General features: G+C 38.4%; 18 protein-coding genes. 2 read left to right on the top strand and 16 right to left on the bottom strand.

Annotated features, from left to right (window positions below; translation table 11 throughout):
• Positions 1–120: 120 nt before the first annotated feature.
• The 4 genes from CKK03_RS01955 to CKK03_RS01940 form a co-directional block, all read right to left on the bottom strand.
• On the bottom strand, positions 121–2229 hold the full coding sequence (locus tag CKK03_RS01955) for an MMPL family transporter (RefSeq protein WP_099360953.1): 2109 nt from the start codon (positions 2227–2229) through the stop codon (positions 121–123).
• Between the two features lie 104 nt (positions 2230–2333).
• Complete coding sequence (locus CKK03_RS01950; RefSeq protein ID WP_099360952.1) at positions 2334–2909, bottom strand: TetR/AcrR family transcriptional regulator; 576 nt, start codon at positions 2907–2909, stop codon at positions 2334–2336.
• 255 nt (positions 2910–3164) lie between these two features.
• Complete coding sequence (locus tag CKK03_RS01945; protein WP_099360951.1) at positions 3165–4226, bottom strand: LLM class flavin-dependent oxidoreductase; 1062 nt, start codon at positions 4224–4226, stop codon at positions 3165–3167.
• An 18-nt stretch (positions 4227–4244) separates the two neighbouring features.
• Positions 4245–5096: a VOC family protein gene (locus CKK03_RS01940; RefSeq protein WP_099360950.1), complete on the bottom strand. Its 852-nt coding sequence runs from the start codon at positions 5094–5096 to the stop codon at positions 4245–4247.
• A 191-nt stretch (positions 5097–5287) separates the two neighbouring features.
• On the opposite strand from CKK03_RS01940, the gene CKK03_RS01935 reads away from it, so the two are divergent.
• Entirely contained in the window at positions 5288–5602 is a 315-nt protein-coding gene (locus CKK03_RS01935; RefSeq protein ID WP_099360949.1) for a winged helix-turn-helix transcriptional regulator, read from the top strand.
• Positions 5603–5669: 67 nt separating this feature from the next.
• Here CKK03_RS01935 and CKK03_RS01930 read toward each other — a convergent pair whose 3' ends face one another.
• Positions 5670–6533 (bottom strand): LysR family transcriptional regulator, encoded by an 864-nt coding sequence (locus CKK03_RS01930; protein WP_099360948.1) that lies wholly within the window; start codon positions 6531–6533, stop codon positions 5670–5672.
• 153 nt (positions 6534–6686) lie between these two features.
• Here CKK03_RS01930 and CKK03_RS01925 point away from each other — a divergent pair, with 153 nt between their 5' ends.
• The gene (locus tag CKK03_RS01925; protein WP_099360947.1) at positions 6687–7658 is read left to right on the top strand and encodes a DMT family transporter; all 972 of its coding nucleotides are present in this window, start codon (positions 6687–6689) and stop codon (positions 7656–7658) included.
• 60 nt (positions 7659–7718) lie between these two features.
• On the opposite strand, the gene CKK03_RS01920 is transcribed toward CKK03_RS01925, so the two are convergent.
• The 11 genes from CKK03_RS01920 to CKK03_RS01875 form a co-directional block, all read right to left on the bottom strand.
• Positions 7719–8906: an amidohydrolase gene (locus CKK03_RS01920; protein ID WP_099360946.1), complete on the bottom strand. Its 1188-nt coding sequence runs from the start codon at positions 8904–8906 to the stop codon at positions 7719–7721.
• A gap of 20 nt (positions 8907–8926) precedes the next feature.
• Positions 8927–10366 (bottom strand): MFS transporter, encoded by a 1440-nt coding sequence (locus CKK03_RS01915; RefSeq protein WP_099360945.1) that lies wholly within the window; start codon positions 10364–10366, stop codon positions 8927–8929.
• Between the two features lie 120 nt (positions 10367–10486).
• Positions 10487–10633 carry a hypothetical protein gene (locus CKK03_RS23545; RefSeq protein ID WP_180271120.1) on the bottom strand — a complete coding sequence of 49 codons (147 nt, stop codon included), beginning with the start codon at positions 10631–10633 and terminating at the stop codon, positions 10487–10489.
• 77 nt (positions 10634–10710) lie between these two features.
• On the bottom strand, positions 10711–10947 hold the full coding sequence (locus tag CKK03_RS01910) for a hypothetical protein (protein ID WP_099354983.1): 237 nt from the start codon (positions 10945–10947) through the stop codon (positions 10711–10713).
• A gap of 40 nt (positions 10948–10987) precedes the next feature.
• Positions 10988–12361, bottom strand: coding sequence for a 23S rRNA (uracil(1939)-C(5))-methyltransferase RlmD (gene rlmD, locus CKK03_RS01905; protein ID WP_099360944.1), 1374 nt, complete (start codon positions 12359–12361; stop codon positions 10988–10990).
• 115 nt (positions 12362–12476) lie between these two features.
• Positions 12477–13382 carry a diacylglycerol kinase gene (locus CKK03_RS01900; RefSeq protein ID WP_099360943.1) on the bottom strand — a complete coding sequence of 302 codons (906 nt, stop codon included), beginning with the start codon at positions 13380–13382 and terminating at the stop codon, positions 12477–12479.
• 219 nt (positions 13383–13601) lie between these two features.
• On the bottom strand, positions 13602–14555 hold the full coding sequence (locus tag CKK03_RS01895) for a LiaF transmembrane domain-containing protein (protein ID WP_099360942.1): 954 nt from the start codon (positions 14553–14555) through the stop codon (positions 13602–13604).
• Positions 14555–15649 carry a hypothetical protein gene (locus CKK03_RS01890; RefSeq protein WP_099360941.1) on the bottom strand — a complete coding sequence of 365 codons (1095 nt, stop codon included), beginning with the start codon at positions 15647–15649 and terminating at the stop codon, positions 14555–14557. Before CKK03_RS01890 ends, CKK03_RS01895 begins: the two co-directional genes overlap by 1 nt.
• On the bottom strand, positions 15646–16089 hold the full coding sequence (locus CKK03_RS01885; protein WP_099360940.1) for an anti-sigma factor family protein: 444 nt from the start codon (positions 16087–16089) through the stop codon (positions 15646–15648). Before CKK03_RS01885 ends, CKK03_RS01890 begins: the two co-directional genes overlap by 4 nt.
• A complete protein-coding gene (locus tag CKK03_RS01880) occupies positions 16086–16568 on the bottom strand; it encodes a sigma-70 family RNA polymerase sigma factor (protein ID WP_425432835.1) in 483 nt (160 codons plus the stop codon). Before CKK03_RS01880 ends, CKK03_RS01885 begins: the two co-directional genes overlap by 4 nt.
• Positions 16569–16769: 201 nt before the next feature.
• Positions 16770–17021 (bottom strand): DUF3949 domain-containing protein, encoded by a 252-nt coding sequence (locus CKK03_RS01875; RefSeq protein ID WP_099360938.1) that lies wholly within the window; start codon positions 17019–17021, stop codon positions 16770–16772.
• Between the last annotated feature and the right edge of the window lie 386 nt (positions 17022–17407).

The raw sequence follows: 17407 nt of genomic DNA, 5'->3' as shown, positions 1-17407 counted from the left end.
GACAGCGAGTCGATTTCCCCTTCATAAGACCGATGAAGAGGATAACTCTAACGACAGCGAGCGGAATTCCCCTTCATAACAAAGGCCTGTATCCAAAAAGATACAGGCCTTTTTCTATCACTAATTTTCTTTACTTACTGCCTTATCCTTTTCTAAGAGTACGATTAACCCAGGTAACAATACTCCGCGGATTAAGAATGTATCTAACAAAATTCCTACCGCTACAATAAAGCCGAAGACAAATAATAATTGAACCGGCTGTGTCATGAGGACCGCAAAGGTGGCGGCTAAGATGACACCCGCAGATGAGATGACTCCTCCTGTTTTTGCGACAGCAATTTGTACGGCTTCTTTTACTGAATGGTTTCTTCTTTCTTCCTGGAACCTTGAGATTAGCATAATATTATAATCGATTCCAAGTGCAACTAGGAACACAAATGCGTACAATGGAACACGATTCGCGATCGTGTCGATATCAAAGAATAAGTTTGTTAAAAACATACCTAATCCTAATGCTGCTAAAAATGAGACTAAGATTGTACCCATCATATAAATCGGCATCTTAAATGACTTTGTAAGAACAATTAGCATACCAAAAATTAAAATCGTTTCAAGTATGACAATTAAAATAACGTCTCGATTATTTGTTGCTCGATCATCCACTTTAGTTGCGGTTTCACCTGCAAAGTAGAGTTCTCCATCTACATCTGCGTCAGTCAAAATTGTTTCAGAGTTTGAAATCATCTTCTCCATCGCGTCAATTGTTTTGATATCATATGGTCCTTCTTCAAACGTTAAAGAGAAATTTAGAACTCGATTTTCTTCAGCAGTTCCGTTGATTCTAACTTCACTTACAAGATCTTGAGCTAGTAATTCATCACGTAGCGCATCCTGCTCTTCCTGCGTAGCTGCCTCTTTCCCCTCAAATAAGACTGTTGACGGTGCAAGCTCACCTTTTGCAAACTTCTCCTCGATGAGTTCATATCCTTGTCGTGATGGCATATCCTCTGGAAATGATTTCATCGTGTCGAATTCGTAATTTAAGTTAAACATATTGGCCGCAGAAATAAGAAGAAAAATCCCTACAATTGCGACATACAATCCTGGTTTTTTAACAACCATTCTTCCTATTTTGCTCCAGATGGAGTTATCTTTTACTTTCGCTTCCCCTACTTTTGGTACCTTTGGCCAGAATGATTTTCTACCGAAAAGTGTAAATAATGCTGGCACGAGTGTAACGGATGCTATCATGATGATCACCATTGTTGTGCCGAAAGTTGGAGCAAAATTACGATAATCTCCAAGGTCTGCGAAGAATAACACTAGCATCGCTGCTAACACAGTCCCACCTGAGAAAAAGACAGGCATCCCTACCTCTTTCATGGCAGCTCTCATCGCATCATATTTATTTTCATAATTCTTAAGCTCCTCGCGAAACCGCGAGAATACGAATAACGAATAATCAATAACAGCCGCAAATAATAGAATCGACATAATCGAGATTGTCTGATTACTTAATTGTAAACCAGCTTTCCCTAGTAAACCTAATGATTGCATAGTCACTTCATATACAAAGACAGCTGCTAATAACGGTATTAAAGCTAACAACGGTGAACGATAAATCACAATTAATAAAATTAAGATTAACCCTACCGTTGATAAAATTAACACTAGGTCTGCCCTTGAAAATAAATCCAGTGAATCTGTTGCAATACCCGCTGGACCCGTTACATACAAAGTTAAATCTGAGTTTTCTTCAACCACCTTTAAAATTTCATCCTTGGAATCGCGGATTTCCGTTGTTTCTAATGATGAATCAAACATGATTGGAAGAAAAGCAGTTGATTGGTCCTCTGAAAAGAATCCTGTAGCAGCCTGCGGTGGCAAGGTTGATAAAGGAACTACCTGCTCGACCCCAGGAATTTCAGCATTCTCAATTTGACTAGATACATCTACAAGATCTTGAAATGAGAATTGTTCTTCATTTGATTGAAAGACCAAGATTGCTGGAGTCCCATTACTATCCTTGAAATACTCATCCACCTTACTTTGGGCAATTAACGACTGTGCATCATCAGGAAGTGAGTCAATCCTCGAGACCTCATAATCCTTTGCGTTCGGCGCAAAAACAGCTAATAATATCGTGATAATAAGCCAAGATGCTAATGTAATCCACATTCCTTTTTTTGTGGTGACTTTATCTGTAATGGCTTGTAACATGTTTTTCAAATTTACCCCACCTCTTTTTTCAAAAGTAACACCTATGTCACTTTGTATAAAAAAATTGACACTGTTGTCACGATAATTATCTTTTAAAGTGACACCCGTGTCAATTAGAAGTCTTTGAAGATTCCGTGACAAATCATTTCTTTAATCGACTGAACCCACTTATCATTAGGAATGCCAAAATGATTCGGAATTGCGACTGATTGAAAAATATAACCTAAGACGACAGGATCAGGGATATTCGGATTCAATTGTTGTTCCCTTTTAGCCGATTCAATTAGGCCCTGCACACAACGGTACATCTCAATGTGATAGCTTTCAAGTTTTTCCTTATTTTCTTTCACTTTTTCATTTATGTGGACCGGAACACGCTTCCCAATTTCTATAAGTTGATAAAGCTCCGGATTCTTAAACATGAGGTTAAGAAGAAAATCAAATTGTGCATGAAAGCCTTCAATTGAGTTAATTTCCTTTAGCTCATGGAGAAATTGCTCCATTTTATAAAGCATATATTCCGTAATCAATTCTTCCTTGTTTTCAAAATACTTATAGATTGCTCCTCGGGAAACATGCAAATGATCAGCAACCAAACTAAACTGGAACCCTTCATAATGATGTGTTAGAAGTAGTTCCTCAGTTGTCCTATATAATTCCTCAGTTGTAAATTTACGTTCACGCGCCATGTCTTTCACCCCACCACCATTATAGAACAAGATATTAGTTAAGAGAAAGAGTTGACTTCGAATTGACACATTAATAACAATAATGGACTAGTACAGCACTTCTTTTAACCTACTCAACAATACAAAATTCATTCAAACAAACGTTTAATTAAATTCGCAAGTTATTGATATATAAGGAAAAACCCATTAAACAAACGCTTGTTTGAAAATGGGGTTTCTCGAAAATAGCCGATTAGTACAGATTGTTCGTATCCATTACTTACTTGTTTCTCTTCGAACGATTGGAGCAACCTCCGTTGCTAACAATTCAATACCTTTTGCTACATTTTTAAAAGGTTGACCACCTATATCTAACTGAGCAAGAAATCGTTTGTGCCCAAAGAGCTCGTATTGTGTGAGGATTTTTTCAGCGACTTGCTGTGGACTTCCCACGAACAAAGCTGTGTCTGGACTTGCCATATGTTCAAAGTCAGTCCTTGACATCCTTGTTCCCATTCCACGCTGACGGTTAACATATTCCCAGTAATTGGAGTAATAAGGGTAAAACTCATCCTTTGCTTGCTGAGTTGTTTCAGCTAGATAAGCATGGCCTGTTACACCCACCTTCAAGTCTTGGGGGTTATGTCCAGCCTCTATTCCTGCTTGACGATAAAGATCGACAAGTGGCTTAAATCGTTTTGGATGACCACCTAGAATTGCTAAAGCCATCCCCACCCCAAATCTTCCAGCACGAACGGCACTTTCAGGTGTACCTCCAACTCCAATCCAAACTGGTAAATTTTCCTGTACTGGTCTTGGGGCAATTTCAGCATTCCTCAAAGAAGAACGAAACTTCCCCGACCAAGTGACAGTCTCATTTTGAGTTAATTGTAATAATAAGTCCATATGTTCTTCAAACAATTCATCATAATCATTTGTGCTATAACCGAAAAGAGGAAATGATTCGATAAATGCTCCTCTACCGGCCAGTATTTCTGCACGACCATCTGAAAGTAAATCCAATGTGGAAAAATCCTCAAATAGACGAACTGGATCAAGCGTACTTAATACACTCGTTGTACTCGTTAATCTAATTTGTTTGGTACCTTGTGCAATAGCAGCCAATATAACCGCAGGAGAAGAAGAAGCATAGTCTAGACGATGATGTTCTCCTATTCCAAATACATCAAGTCCTGCCTCATCCGCAAATTTTGCAGCTTGAATAATTTCTTTCACTCTTTCTTTTGCCGTAATGGTCTTTCCTGTAAGGGGATCTGGTCCAATATCAGCAAGAGTGTAAATCCCAATTTCAAAATCACTTTTCTTGTCTTGAGTCATTAAGATTTCCTCCCTTCACTAGATAGCTAACTCAATTTGATTTCCTGAAGGGTCAAATGTGATAACCGTATTGTTCTCTTCGACCACATCTGCGCCAATCTTTTTCAAATTATCCACGATTCCATCACGGGCTTCTTCAGTTGGCAAAATGAGTGTATACGATTCAAGCCCAACACCATTTTTAGGTGGCTTGGGTGCCCCTACTCCATTCCATGTATTAACCCCAATATGGTGGTGGTACTTTCCGGACGAAAGGAATAATGCCTGTGTACCATAACGATTTACAACATCCATTCCAAGTCCTTTCACATAAAACTCTTCGGTCTTTTGTAACTCGGCTACATGTAAGTGGATATGCCCCATTAACGTTTCCTCTGGCATCCCTTCCCATGTCTTACCTGGCACAATATTTGTTAATAATCTTTCAAAATCTAGCGGATCAACAGCCATATCTACTTCTTCACCATTCCAATCCCATTCAGAGGGATCGCGGTCTATATAGATTTCAATTTGGTTACCATCAGGATCATTAAGATATAAAGCTTCACTAACTAGATGGTCAGAAGAGCCAAAGCGTACCCCTTTTTCAATTAGATGAACTACGATATTAGCTAAATCAGTTTTTGTGGGTAAAAGAAGAGCAAAATGATAGAGTCCAGTTGTTCTTCCCTGTTTTGGTACAACATTTTCAGGTTGTTCTAGTGATAGTATACTTGTCTTTCCATCAGTTGTTAGTTTTGCTGATGAGTCTGTTCGTTCCAAAATATCAAAACCAAGTATATCCTTATAGAACTGTAATGAACGTTCTAGCTTTTCAACCTTTATTTTGACATGTCCCACAAATGTGGTTGGTTTTGTGTGATATCCCATAATTATCCTCCTTGATAATCCATAATCTTCTTTATAACTTTCCCTTTTACATAACATTTCATTTTTAAAATTAAGTTACTTTATGTAAGTAAGTGTATTTATATAATTAGTTATTGTCAAGTAATTAAATTTCCAATTGTAATTAATTTTTCATTTTAGTACAATGATGATTAAGAGAGGTGCATTTAAAAATGAAACAACCTACAATCTGCCCGAAATTTGAAAAAGCAATGTCTCTATTAAGTCAAAGATGGACAGCTTTGGTTATCTATCAATTATTAGTAGGGCCACAAAGGTTTAATGAGATACAATCTTCAATTGGTATAAGTGGAAAGGTATTATCAGATCGTTTAAAGGACCTAGAGCACCAAGGATTGGTTAAACGTGAGGTTATACCGGAAACGCCTGTTATTATTGAGTATTCACTAACAGAAAGAGGACATAGCATCGAACCCATTTTAAGAGAAATTGAAAAATGGTCGCAAGTATGGATAAAAACTGAATAACGCAAAGAAGATAGTAAAGGGTTGTCCCCCAAGTCATTTCTAGACTAAAGGGAACAACCCTATTTTTTTATATTGTTTTCTGGTTATTCGTTTCGATGGTTTCAATAAACTTTTCCAAAGTTGAGGTTAAGTACGTATCGGCTCTTCTTATAAAAACGGTTTTGATTTTGCTGTATTGATCTGGAAGGGTATAACACCTGATGAGTCCACTTTGCTCCAAATGGGTAACTGCTGACTTCGGGACGAATGCCACACCAAGTCCAACGACTACGCTACGCAAGATCGTTTCTAATGTACCGAATTCCATCACTTTTCGTGGTGTGAGATTTTGGTCTTTATACCAAGCTTTAAATCTCGCTCGGTATCCGCAGCCTTCACTAAAGCAAAGAATGGTTTCCTCCTTCGACTCTTCCAATGAGGTTGTACGAATATCTGATATTAACACAAGCTCCTCTTGCAATACGTCATGCGACACAAGGTCAGGATGAAAGTCTGATTCTGAAACGAATGCTCCATCCAGCTTATGATTTAACACTTGTTCTTCTAAATCTTCAGTGACACCTGTAAATAATGACAGATCCACATTTTTATATTTTTTAGTATAGGTAGATAATATTTTTGGTAAATGAATGACAGTTTCAACTGTTCCAATTTCTAATTTACCAGACGGCTCATTTTTATTTTGAACGGCTTTTTTCATTTCATCTGTTAACAATAATATCTTTTTACTATAGGTTAATAGTTTCTTCCCCTCGGGTGTCAATGTCATCCCCCGACGATGACGGTTAAACAAAGGGGTATTCAGTTCAGCCTCGAGCTTTTGAATCCGAGATGTAATATTGGATTGAACGTAACTCAACTCTTTTGCCACTTCTGTAATTGTTCCTTTTTCTGCTACCATCTGAAAAATCTCTAAGTCTTTAAATTCCACGTTTACTCCTCCTTTTCGTACATTTATCTCTATAACTATGATATCAATAAAAATGATATTAATCATTGTTTTTATTCATTTTACAAGATATTCAAATCGATTTAAGATGATGATTATGAAAGCTTATTGAGAGACTGAAAGAGGTAGAGGAAAGTGAAAAATAGTGTACTACTCGGAGCGATTTTGTGTTTTATTGCTGCAGTATCATGGGGAGCAATGTTTCCTGTAGCTCATGCAGCATTTAAACATCTTGATCCCTTTTATTTTACAATTATTCGTTATGGCGCTGTAACGATTATTTTAGTGGCCATCTTATTATGGAAAGAAGGAAAGCAAGCCTTCCGCTTTGAAGGAAAAGGACTTCAATTATGGTTTTTCGGTACGATGGCTTTCACCGTCTATAACCTTTTTATCTTCTGGGGTGAAGACTTATTAGGGGCTTCTGGTGTAATGGTCGCATCCATTATGGAATCACTTATGCCGATGATCTCCGTTGTAATTGTATGGATGATTTTTAGGAAACGCCCGCATTTATTCACATTAGGATGTGTAATCGTGTCATTCATTGGCGCAATGTTGGTGATTACAAAAGGTGATGTTAAAGCCTTTCTTGGAGCAACTGATGACTTTATACCTTCATTACTAATCTTTATCGCCGTTATTGGATGGGTCATTTACACAATGGGTGGTAGTGAATTTAGTGGTTGGTCTGCTTTACGTTATTCAACTTTAAGTTGTTTACTTGGAACTATTACCGCCATTGTAATTACATTTGGTGCAACATTGTTCGGAAATCTACCCGTTCCAACAGTAGAAAGTATGATGGCTGTAAGCCCTCATTTAATATTTATGATCATTTTCCCTGGGGTGATTGCATTACTCGGTTGGAATATTGGTGTGAGCATATTATCACCGTTAAACGGGTTACTGTTCATTAACTTTGTTCCCGTTACAACGCTCTTAATTTCGATTTTTCAGGGTAATCAGGTAACGATGTTCGATCTTCTTGGCACGATCTTAATCATCGTTTCACTTTTATCTAATAATATCTATGTAAGAATGTCACAAAAGAAAAAATCAGTTAAACAGGTTCGTACAAAACTGAGAGAAATGCCTTTATCGTAATAAGGTTAAAGCCCATCCAACATACCACTTGTTGAATGGGCTTTGTTTTGGATAAGTACCCTAATCTAATTCATAAAATCCACAAACGACAGTTCCGACTGCTTTTGCAGCGACAAGGAGAGCATCTTCATCAATATCAAATTTAGGATGATGATTGAAATAAGGATCCTTTTCCCCCTTTGGCGTACATGCAATATAGAAGAAACAAGAAGGGAATTTTTCCGCATAATAAGCAAAATCTTCAGATGGTGCCATTGCTGGGAATTCCTTTACTTCTTTAATGTCTTTGTCATTTGCATTGTTTAGATACTCCGCAACTTTTGCTGTTAATTCAGGATCATTGTATAGAGGCGGATAATCCGTTTTGTATGTTAGCTCACATGTTACTCCGAATTCTTCTTCAAGACCACTAGCAAGTCGTTTCACTTCTTTTTCAATTTTTTCCTTTGTTTCATCCGTCATATAACGAATGTCACCTTCAAGCTCTACGCTATCTTTGATAACATTAAATGTGCCTTTTCCATCAAATGACCCTATCGTAATTACACCAGTTTCAAACGGGCTTAATCGACGGCTAATGATTGTTTGAACGGCTGTTACAAAATGTGCCCCTGCCACAATCGCATCATTTGCCAAATGTGGGGATGAGCCATGTCCACCTCTACCTTGAACTTTTAATTTCATATAAGCTCTTCCGTTGAATGAATATCCTGCATGATACCCAACTGTCCCTGCCGGACCTAGTGGGAGCAGGTGGATACCGAATACATGATCTAAATCATCAAGAATACCAGTTTCTACAATACTTTTCGCCCCACCGGGCGGAACCTCTTCGGCATGCTGGTGGATAATTTTGATTGTACCGGGTATTTCATTTTTTAATTGAATTAAACAATCCGCTAGTACTAACAAATATGCTGTATGACCATCATGACCACACGCGTGCATCACACCTTCAGTCTTTGATTTAAACGGTACATCTGTTTCTTCAACAATGGGAAGTGCATCAAAGTCCGCACGCAGGCCAATGTTTTTTCCAGACTTACCACCTTTTATGGTCACAACAATTCCATAACCATTCCCAACATTGGATTGAACCTCTACATCTTTTCCTTTATAAAACTCTAGAATATACTGAGCGGTTTTTTCTTCTTTAAAGGAAAGCTCAGGATTTTCATGTAAATGTCTGCGAATTTCAATGATTTCATCCTTGCGCGATTCTAACATTTCCATTATTTGATCTTTCATCGGATCGTGCTCCTTTTCGACTATTCTAAAACAGGTTCTTGATTTGTTGTTTTTTTAGAAGCATGATTTGGTTTAACTTCACTTGTTGTTTGTCCAGCATCTTTTGGTACCAGCATGATAATCGATAGTATCGATAATAGTCCGAAGATGACGTTAACAATGATACCGACCGTAGCTGCAAATTCTAGGTTCCCATTAGCTGCTATTGCCGCGTAAGCTGTAGCTGAAATTGCTACACCGAATGCACTACCAAGTGAACTTGCCATTTTATATACACCAGCTGCTTCTCCCACCTTTTCAGCTGGTGCATTTGATACAGAAGTATCTGTTGAAGGCGTGGCATAAATTCCAAGGCCTAATCCAAATAATGCAAATCCAATAAATACAACAATTGTATAAGCAAGATCAGGCAAGAATGTTAAGCCCATGACACCCACTCCAATCGTTGTGATAGTTGCGCCCCAAACCATTGGCTTTTTTGCCCCAACTTTTTGTAGGATTTTTTCCCCAACGCGAATCATTGCCAACACTGCTACTAAATACCCTAGGGACAACATACCTGACTGAAATGAGTTAAAACCTCTACCTACTTGTACATACGTGTTCGCTACAACTAACGTACCAGCAATCGCATTCAGTAAGAAGTTGGATACAGTTGCACCAGTATAGGGCGCATTTTTAAATACAGCAAAATCAATTAGAACTATTTCTTTACTCTTCTCTACTTTAATGAAAAGGAGAAGACCTATTATTGTTACTGCTGCAAGGCCCAGCGAAATTGGACTTGTCCATCCTAAATCAGCTCCATATGTAATAAATACATTTAGGGCAATCATCGTTACGATAAAAATGGCTAAGCCAGAGTAATCGAATTTAAAAGCTCCAGAAGATGGTTGTTTACTTTCTGGTGTATCCTTTAATAGAAACATACCAACGATTGCAAAGATAATCGAAAATACGAAAATCCAGCGCCATCCTAATGAAGTTGCGATTGTACCACCTGCAAAAGAAGCAACTCCTGACCCTCCCCAAGAACCAATCGACCAATAACTGAGTGCACGTTGTCGTTCTGCACCCTCAAAATAAGCTTTCATTAACGCAATTGTTGATGGCATAATACATGCTGCTGAAACACCTTGAATAATACGTCCAATAATTAGCAATACAGCGCCTTGAGCTATTACTAAACAAAGTGAGCCGACAATACTTAAAATAAAGCCAAAATAGGCAATCTTTTTTCGACCTATTTTGTCAGCTAGACCACCTGCAGCCACGATAAATAATCCGGAGAATAAAGCCGTTAAACTGATCGCAATGTTCAACGTTCCAAGTGATATACCTAAATCTTCTTGAACGGCAGGAACTATATTGACCATTGCTTGCGCAAATAACCAGAATGTAATAACACCAAATACAATTCCAATTATCATTTTGTTTGTACCTTTATACGTTGATTCCATAGATTAACCCCCTTTTAATACTAGAATCCCCTTTCGCAGGCCACATCATGCTGTGAATCATCCAAACTTTGTTACCAAATTTCGACTAGTACAGTTTGTATTTCCGCTTGCTTAACAATATCAATTCCGTTCAAACAAACGTTTATTTGAAATTGTAAGTCGTTGATACAACTGAGGTAATCCGTTAATCAAACGTTTGATTAAAAATGGGTTTTTACGAAAATGTTCGATTAGTACAGATTTTTTGACGTCTAAGAAGCTTGGCATCAAAAAACCCCCAATAAACAAGATAGTTTAATGGGGGCTTTCGGAAAAATTTTTTTCATTTTATCAGGGACAGAACCCTACTGAAGCATACTTAATTTTTCTGCATAACGCTTTTCATTAAAAGGAACTTGGTTTTTCAAAAGTTCATACATTTCTTCAATAAGCACTCTGCCGATCATTTCTTTAGACTCTATTTCTGAGAAACCTGAGTTGACCAATCGTTCCAAAGTTTCTTTCGTACACTTTGGGTCATTGATGTTAATCTGATTATCCACAATTTCGAGAATTTTAGCTTTTAATTTTTCTTTTACCATCAACCTTGTCCTCCCACTTCCATGTTTATTTACTAAGCTTTTATTTTAAAATTAACTTTGCGACTGCTTCACAGTGCACCGTGTGCGGAAACATATCTACAGGTTGCACCTCGGCTGTTTCATATCCACCATCTTCTAAAATTCGAAGGTCCCTTGCAAGAGTTGCCGGGTTACACGAAACATAAACAACTTTCTTCGGCTTCATTTGTAAAATCGTTTGTAATAACGCCTCATCACAACCCTTGCGAGGAGGGTCAACGACAATGACATCCGCTCTAACTCCGTCTTTATACCAATTTGGGATGACAACCTCTGCCTCTCCAACTGCAAACTCTGCATTATCGATATGATTTAGGGCAGCATTTCGCTTCGCATCCTCAATCGCTTCAGGTACAATTTCAACTCCATACACTTTCTTTGCCTTCTGGGCTAAAAATAACGAAATGGTTCCAATTCCACAATAGGCATCAATAACTGTCTCTTCCCCTGTTAACCCTGCATACTCCAACGCTTGATCATACAGTACCTTTGTTTGTTCAGGGTTAACTTGATAAAACGACCTTGCTGAAATCGCAAACTTGATATCACCAATATTATCGTAAATATATTCTTCCCCCCAAAGGACATTTGTTTCATTTCCAAAAATCACATTCGTCTGTTTGGAGTTAATGTTTTGTACGATTGATTTAACACCTGGTAGGTTTTCAGTAATCTCTAAGATGATTTTATTTTTATGTGGAAGCTCTCTCGTTCTAGTGACAAGTACGACCATAATTTCTCCTGAAACCAAGCCATAACGTGCCATAATGTGACGAAGAGTACCTTTGTTATTTTTCTCATCATAAGCCTGTATTCCATATTTCTCACAGATTGTCTTCACTGTTTGCACAACCAAATCATTCTTCTCTTGCTGGATGAGACAAGCTTCCATATCAATGATTTCATGACTTCGCTGTTGGTAAAACCCTGCAACTAGACCACCTTCACGGTCTGCTACTGGAACCTGTGCCTTATTCCGATATCGCCATGGATTTTCCATTCCAAGAACAGGATGAACCTTGATATTTTGTAGTTTACCAATGCGTGTTAACACTTCCTGAACCTGTTTTTGTTTCGCTACTAACTGTCCTTCATAGCTGAGATGTTGAAGCTGACAGCCTCCGCATTCTTTATATATCGGACACGGGGCATCGACGCGATATTGGCTTTTTTCGTAAAGCTCTATTAGACGGCCAAAGCCGTAACCTTTATTGACTTTGGTAACTTTAATTTTTGCCTTCTCATCTGGTAGACCGTTCGGAACAAAGATCGGATAGCCTTCAATTTTAGCCACACCCGCTCCATCATGGGTAAGATCTTCAAATGTGACATCATAGTATGTATTTTTTTCAACCGGCGGTTTCAGTTTTGTCATTGTGTATTCTTCCTTTGCGTTCAAAATGCTGAACTGATTGTAACATATCGGGGGGATGTTATGCCAATGTCCCTAGATTTGAAACCAAAATAAAAAATCTGGCTCTCGCCAGATCTTAATCCATCTTTTCTGCTTTTTCTTTTGATACTAGCACATTAATATGTTTGTACAGATTTACGAATTCACCTGGCAGTAAGCCACCGTATTCTCCATCTAGATTGATTTGCATTTTTTCAGTTGGATTTACTTTTACGCGATTTGCTTTTGTGTAAAGAACATGTGGGTCATTAATATGCTCTCCACGAATTGCCAAAGTCGCGACCTTAATAAAATCGGCAAGGTTTGCCTTTTTTAAAATTAACAAATCAAACAAGCCGTCATTCATTGAGGAGTCTGGTGCCAGCTTTTCAAAGCCTCCGACAGAGTTCGTTAAGGAAACGAGGAATAACATGATCTCGCCCTCAAACAGTTTCCCATCATACTCAATACTCACTTCAGTTGGACGAATTGATGGCAGCATCTCCATCCCTTTTAAATAATAAGCAAGCTGCCCAAGCATTGTTTTCAGCTTGCTTGGTACCTCATAGGTTAGCTCGGTTAGCCTTCCCCCACCTGCAATATTAACAAAATATTTATCATTTATACGGCCAATATCAATTGGAACAGAGTTTCCTTCTACAATCACGTCACAAGCACCATCAATGTTTCGAGGAACTCCAATTGCACGAGCAAAGTCATTCGTTGTTCCAACAGGAATGATTCCAAGTGTTGGGCGATATTCCTGCTCAGCCATGCCATTTACAACCTCGTTAATGGTTCCATCGCCACCTGCGGCTACTACAAGATCATATTTTCTCTCGACCGCAATTCGGGCTGCATTTGTTGCATCGCCAGCGCCAGTTGTCGCATGACATGATGTTTCATACCCTGCTTTTTCTAGCTTTTCTAACACCTCGGGCAGATGTCTCTTAAACAACTCTCTACCAGAAGTTGGGTTATATATAATACGAGCTCTTTTCATTTTTCATCATCCTAAAAAAAGATAATCTTATCATTTCATTTACATCATAGCTTATCCAATCAATTTAATCAATTTGGACCATTAGCAAAAAAATCCAATTCTATCGCACCTATTTACTATATCATTTATATTCAAAAAACACTATTATGTTGCCCCTCTTAACTTACACCTATTACTCAAAAAATGCGCTTAGCCAAAGCCAAAGCGCACAACTCATCCTTACATTTTTTCAACTAGATTTACTGTTACAAGATCACTATTAAAAATAGATAACTTATAGGTACCTTCACCCAACTTTTTTGTACCCTTGTATAATTTTTCGGTGGTACTTTCCTCGTAAACCTCTTCAATTCCACCACGTTCAGTTGTATCGATTTTATCCCATGCCATATTTCCATTCTCAAGCCCATTATTAGAAACAGCTGACAGCAGAATATCACTCTTATCATTCACATGAACCGATACATTTGACGCTCCATCTACAACCCAGTTATTTTCAAGGGAGCCCGGATAAAGTGAAACATGGTTATGCTCACCTCGCACCTCTAAGCTAATCGAACTTGGCACAATAATCGTGGGTTCAATTGTTGCATATGTAGAAAATGGTCCCGTTTGATCTGCAGGTTCCTTCAATGTCACGTACACAGTATCCCCGACAACCTTCATAAATACATAATCCTTGGCTTTTGCAATGATTGGGTCTGCCTTCGGGTGAACCGTTGCACGGTACACGCCAAATACATGAAGTTCATTCGCAGTTGATCCTTCAATTTTACTTGTTACTCCGTTCGTTTCAAGGACCACACGCTTGATGCCACTTGCCAACTTTTCTTCAATTGCTGGCAAATCCATTGTACGATGCTCTGCCCCAATCACTCCTTGAACCTCATCAACAAGACCTACAGATGATAACAAGGTAAACCCGATTCCAATGGTTCCGATAACCCCAACAAAAAGAATACTTAAGAAGTCATATTTAACAATTGGATTTTCCTGCTTTGACATGAATAGATAGACAACTATTTCAATTCCCAACACAATCAGAAGGATTGGCCACCACACCAGCAGCGGCTCCATCATTTGCATTCCTTTTAGCTGTGATAGGAAAAGAAGAATACCCAGCAAGACTAAAGACAACCCCATCGAAACTGAACCAACCCGCCATTTTCGCATTACGCATTCTCCTTCCGTTTTTTACTACCTACCATCAATTTCAAGCCACCGCCAATGAGTAAGATACAAATGATCGTGCCTTGGAAGTAATTGTAGTAAAAATATTGAATATCAAAATTGAAAACTCTCATAATCGTAGGACCAACCGTAGGAAGGACTACATTAACTATTAAATAGTAAATTCCTAATGCAATTAGCCCAAATCCAACCCATTTTTGATGGTTGACAATATAGGAAACGACCGGTACATCCTCAAGGTCCTCTTCTCCATGCTTTGACACCTTTTGTAGGGCATCAAAAAAGCTGTAAAACCAAATAATTGGGATTAAAAACAGGAATAACGACAACCTGAGAACGTCTAAAATATAAATCGCGAATAAAAAGGCAGCCATCAACTGTATACCGCGTTTTTGAAGGCCAAGATACAAATGCCCCACTCCTGGGAAAATCGCTAAAATTGTGGCTAGCGTTTTGCTTTTACGCCCTTGCTCACGTCTTGTTTCCTCAAAATCCTCGATAATCGTTTTATCGACTAACTCTTCTCCTCGATGTTTTTTCCCAATCAATTGAATCGCATCAAACATGTTATATACCCAAAGAATCGGTAGAATCCCTAAAAACACCAAGAATGCTCCTTGATCTGTAAAAATGGAAATAAACACAACCATGGTTCCCAATCCGAAAAATCCGATTAGAAAGGTCAATCCACGGTTCAATAAGCCTAGTTGAAAATGCCCTAACCCGGGGATAAACGAAAGAATAATCGTATAGAAACGTTCTGAATCATCCGTTCGTGTAACAATTACTTGCTCATCTCCCGTTTGAATCACCTGTTCCTTTTGATTGTGCTTATTATTTCGTAATAGAAAGATAATCATATCGAATACATTAATCACCGTTACGAAAAATGCAAAGATGACGCCGACACCTAATGGATCTCCAAAACCTGTCATCATCCATCCAAAGATCCCTATTAATATAGAGCCGACTGCTCCCACTCCATAAATAAACCCTCTTATCTTTCGATTTACATAAAAATGGCCAACACCTGGAATAAATGATAAGAAAAATGCCAGCACTGGATTATAACTCATTTTTCTCCCTCCTCTTGATCTATATTGATTAAGTCAAAAACCGATAATGCTTTTTCCATCAAACTAGTTGAAACAGTTTGTTTTTGCTTTGAAAAGCTAGATGCCTCCACCGTACCGACTATACCCGTCATACTTTGGAAGACCCCAGTTGACATTAGTGTTAATGTCACAACCGCTGCAACTCCATAATGGAAAATCGGACTGTGTAAAATGGACTTCTTTTGTTTTTCCTTTTTCAGCGGAAGCTTCATTACTACCTCGTCAGTAAAATGATCATTTTCAATATCTGGGAGCTCCTCTGCTTGGTCCTCTACTAGTTTCATATATATTTCTAAACATTGGTCACAGGAATACAGGTGATCTTCAAGTTCTTCCCGCCTTGATTCTGCTAATTCATCCTTTACGTACATTACCCATTCTTCGTCTCTGTAATGTCTCACCTAAAATCATCCTCCTTCCAATGTTTTTTCATCCAATTTCGGGCTCGGTATAGCTTTGTTTCAACCGTCTTTACTTCAACCTGCTGTTCTTCTGCAATTTGTTTATAGCTTTTTTCTGCTATGTAATAAGCTTCAATCACTTTACGATAATTCGCAGGCATATCGTGTAAGCGACTTTTGACCAGTTCTCTTTGTTCTTTTTGTAAAATTGGCAATACGACATTTTCCTCTGGGGAAGAGAGTGTCGGGAGGTCATCCGGTTCAAGAATCAATTCTTGCTGCCGTTGTTTCTTCCGCTTCACATCGATTGCATGGTTCACGGCAATTCGCGTCAGCCAAGCTTTAATACCCTGTGAACTATATTGGGGGAGGGCATAATAGATTTTCAGAAACACTTCCTGCGTCGCATCCTCGGCATCCTTTTCATGACGCAAAACTGAATAAATCGCCTTGAATACTAGATTCTTATATTTCTCAATAAATAACCGAAAGGCATGTTCATCGCCAGCTTTTGCCTTTTCAATCAGAATCTCATCCTGAATCGTGCTCTCCCCCTTTCTCTCTTCTCTACCCTATTAGACGAACTTAACCCTACTATACCCTACAGTTTTTATAAAAAAATAATATATAATTTTTAATCACGAAAAAAGACCCTCAAAACTTGAGGGTCTCCTAAACAATTATTTATCTCGATGACGTAATTTATAGATCAATGTTGCGATTAATGTTGATGGTAGATTTAACAAATTCCCTTGGAGGTTATATTGTAACTGTTGCTCCTCGAAAGACATGTCTTCATACATTTCATTATGTGTTTTTTTAGTTTTCTTTAATTCTTCCTTCGTAGCCGCTATATTTCGATATTGGAACGGAATCATTATTAAAATATAGAGAACTACAACCGCTCCAAGTATCATCCATATTAAATCCATCTTCGCACCCCCCTGAGTGAAAACGCTTATATTTAGTTTACGATTAGTCCCTTAAGAAGGTTTCATTTGTATTGCAAAAATATATATTTTTTTATGTTCAGCCAACGGTGTATCAATAACTCCGATTGCGGTTTATGCTAAGTGTTATTTTTGCCGAGCGTGTACCACTAAAGCTTTCTCGCGGTACATGCCACGCACTATTTCTGACGAGCGTGTACCGGTAAACCTCTCTTGCAGTACATGCTACGCGCTATTTCTATTGAGCGTGTACCAGTAAACCTCTCTTGCGGTACATGCTACGCGCTATTTTTCCCAAGCGTGTACCGGTAGAACTCACCCCTGCTTGGCGAACGAAAAAAAGAGGCTGGGACAAAACCTACCTCTTA

It is taken from the genome of Fredinandcohnia onubensis, from assembly GCF_002734215.1.
In the GTDB taxonomy this organism is placed as follows: domain Bacteria; phylum Bacillota; class Bacilli; order Bacillales; family Bacillaceae_L; genus Ferdinandcohnia; species Ferdinandcohnia onubensis.
This window is presented reverse-complemented; position numbering and strand designations above follow the sequence as displayed.

Excerpts from the sequence above, each read along its gene's own strand:
- CKK03_RS01950 (WP_099360952.1), bottom strand. The coding sequence starts at position 2,909 with ATGGCGCGTGAACGTAAATTTACAACTGAGGAATTATATAGGACAACT.
- CKK03_RS01945 (WP_099360951.1), bottom strand. The coding sequence starts at position 4,226 with ATGACTCAAGACAAGAAAAGTGATTTTGAAATTGGGATTTACACTCTT.
- CKK03_RS01940 (WP_099360950.1), bottom strand. The coding sequence starts at position 5,096 with ATGGGATATCACACAAAACCAACCACATTTGTGGGACATGTCAAAATA.
- CKK03_RS01935 (WP_099360949.1), top strand. The coding sequence starts at position 5,288 with ATGAAACAACCTACAATCTGCCCGAAATTTGAAAAAGCAATGTCTCTA.
- CKK03_RS01920 (WP_099360946.1), bottom strand. The coding sequence starts at position 8,906 with ATGAAAGATCAAATAATGGAAATGTTAGAATCGCGCAAGGATGAAATC.
- CKK03_RS01915 (WP_099360945.1), bottom strand. The coding sequence starts at position 10,366 with ATGGAATCAACGTATAAAGGTACAAACAAAATGATAATTGGAATTGTA.
- CKK03_RS23545 (WP_180271120.1), bottom strand. The coding sequence starts at position 10,633 with ATGCCAAGCTTCTTAGACGTCAAAAAATCTGTACTAATCGAACATTTT.
- CKK03_RS01910 (WP_099354983.1), bottom strand. The coding sequence starts at position 10,947 with ATGGTAAAAGAAAAATTAAAAGCTAAAATTCTCGAAATTGTGGATAAT.
- rlmD (WP_099360944.1), bottom strand. The coding sequence starts at position 12,361 with ATGACAAAACTGAAACCGCCGGTTGAAAAAAATACATACTATGATGTC.
- CKK03_RS01900 (WP_099360943.1), bottom strand. The coding sequence starts at position 13,382 with ATGAAAAGAGCTCGTATTATATATAACCCAACTTCTGGTAGAGAGTTG.
- CKK03_RS01895 (WP_099360942.1), bottom strand. The coding sequence starts at position 14,555 with ATGCGAAAATGGCGGGTTGGTTCAGTTTCGATGGGGTTGTCTTTAGTC.
- CKK03_RS01890 (WP_099360941.1), bottom strand. The coding sequence starts at position 15,649 with ATGAGTTATAATCCAGTGCTGGCATTTTTCTTATCATTTATTCCAGGT.
- CKK03_RS01875 (WP_099360938.1), bottom strand. The coding sequence starts at position 17,021 with ATGGATTTAATATGGATGATACTTGGAGCGGTTGTAGTTCTCTATATT.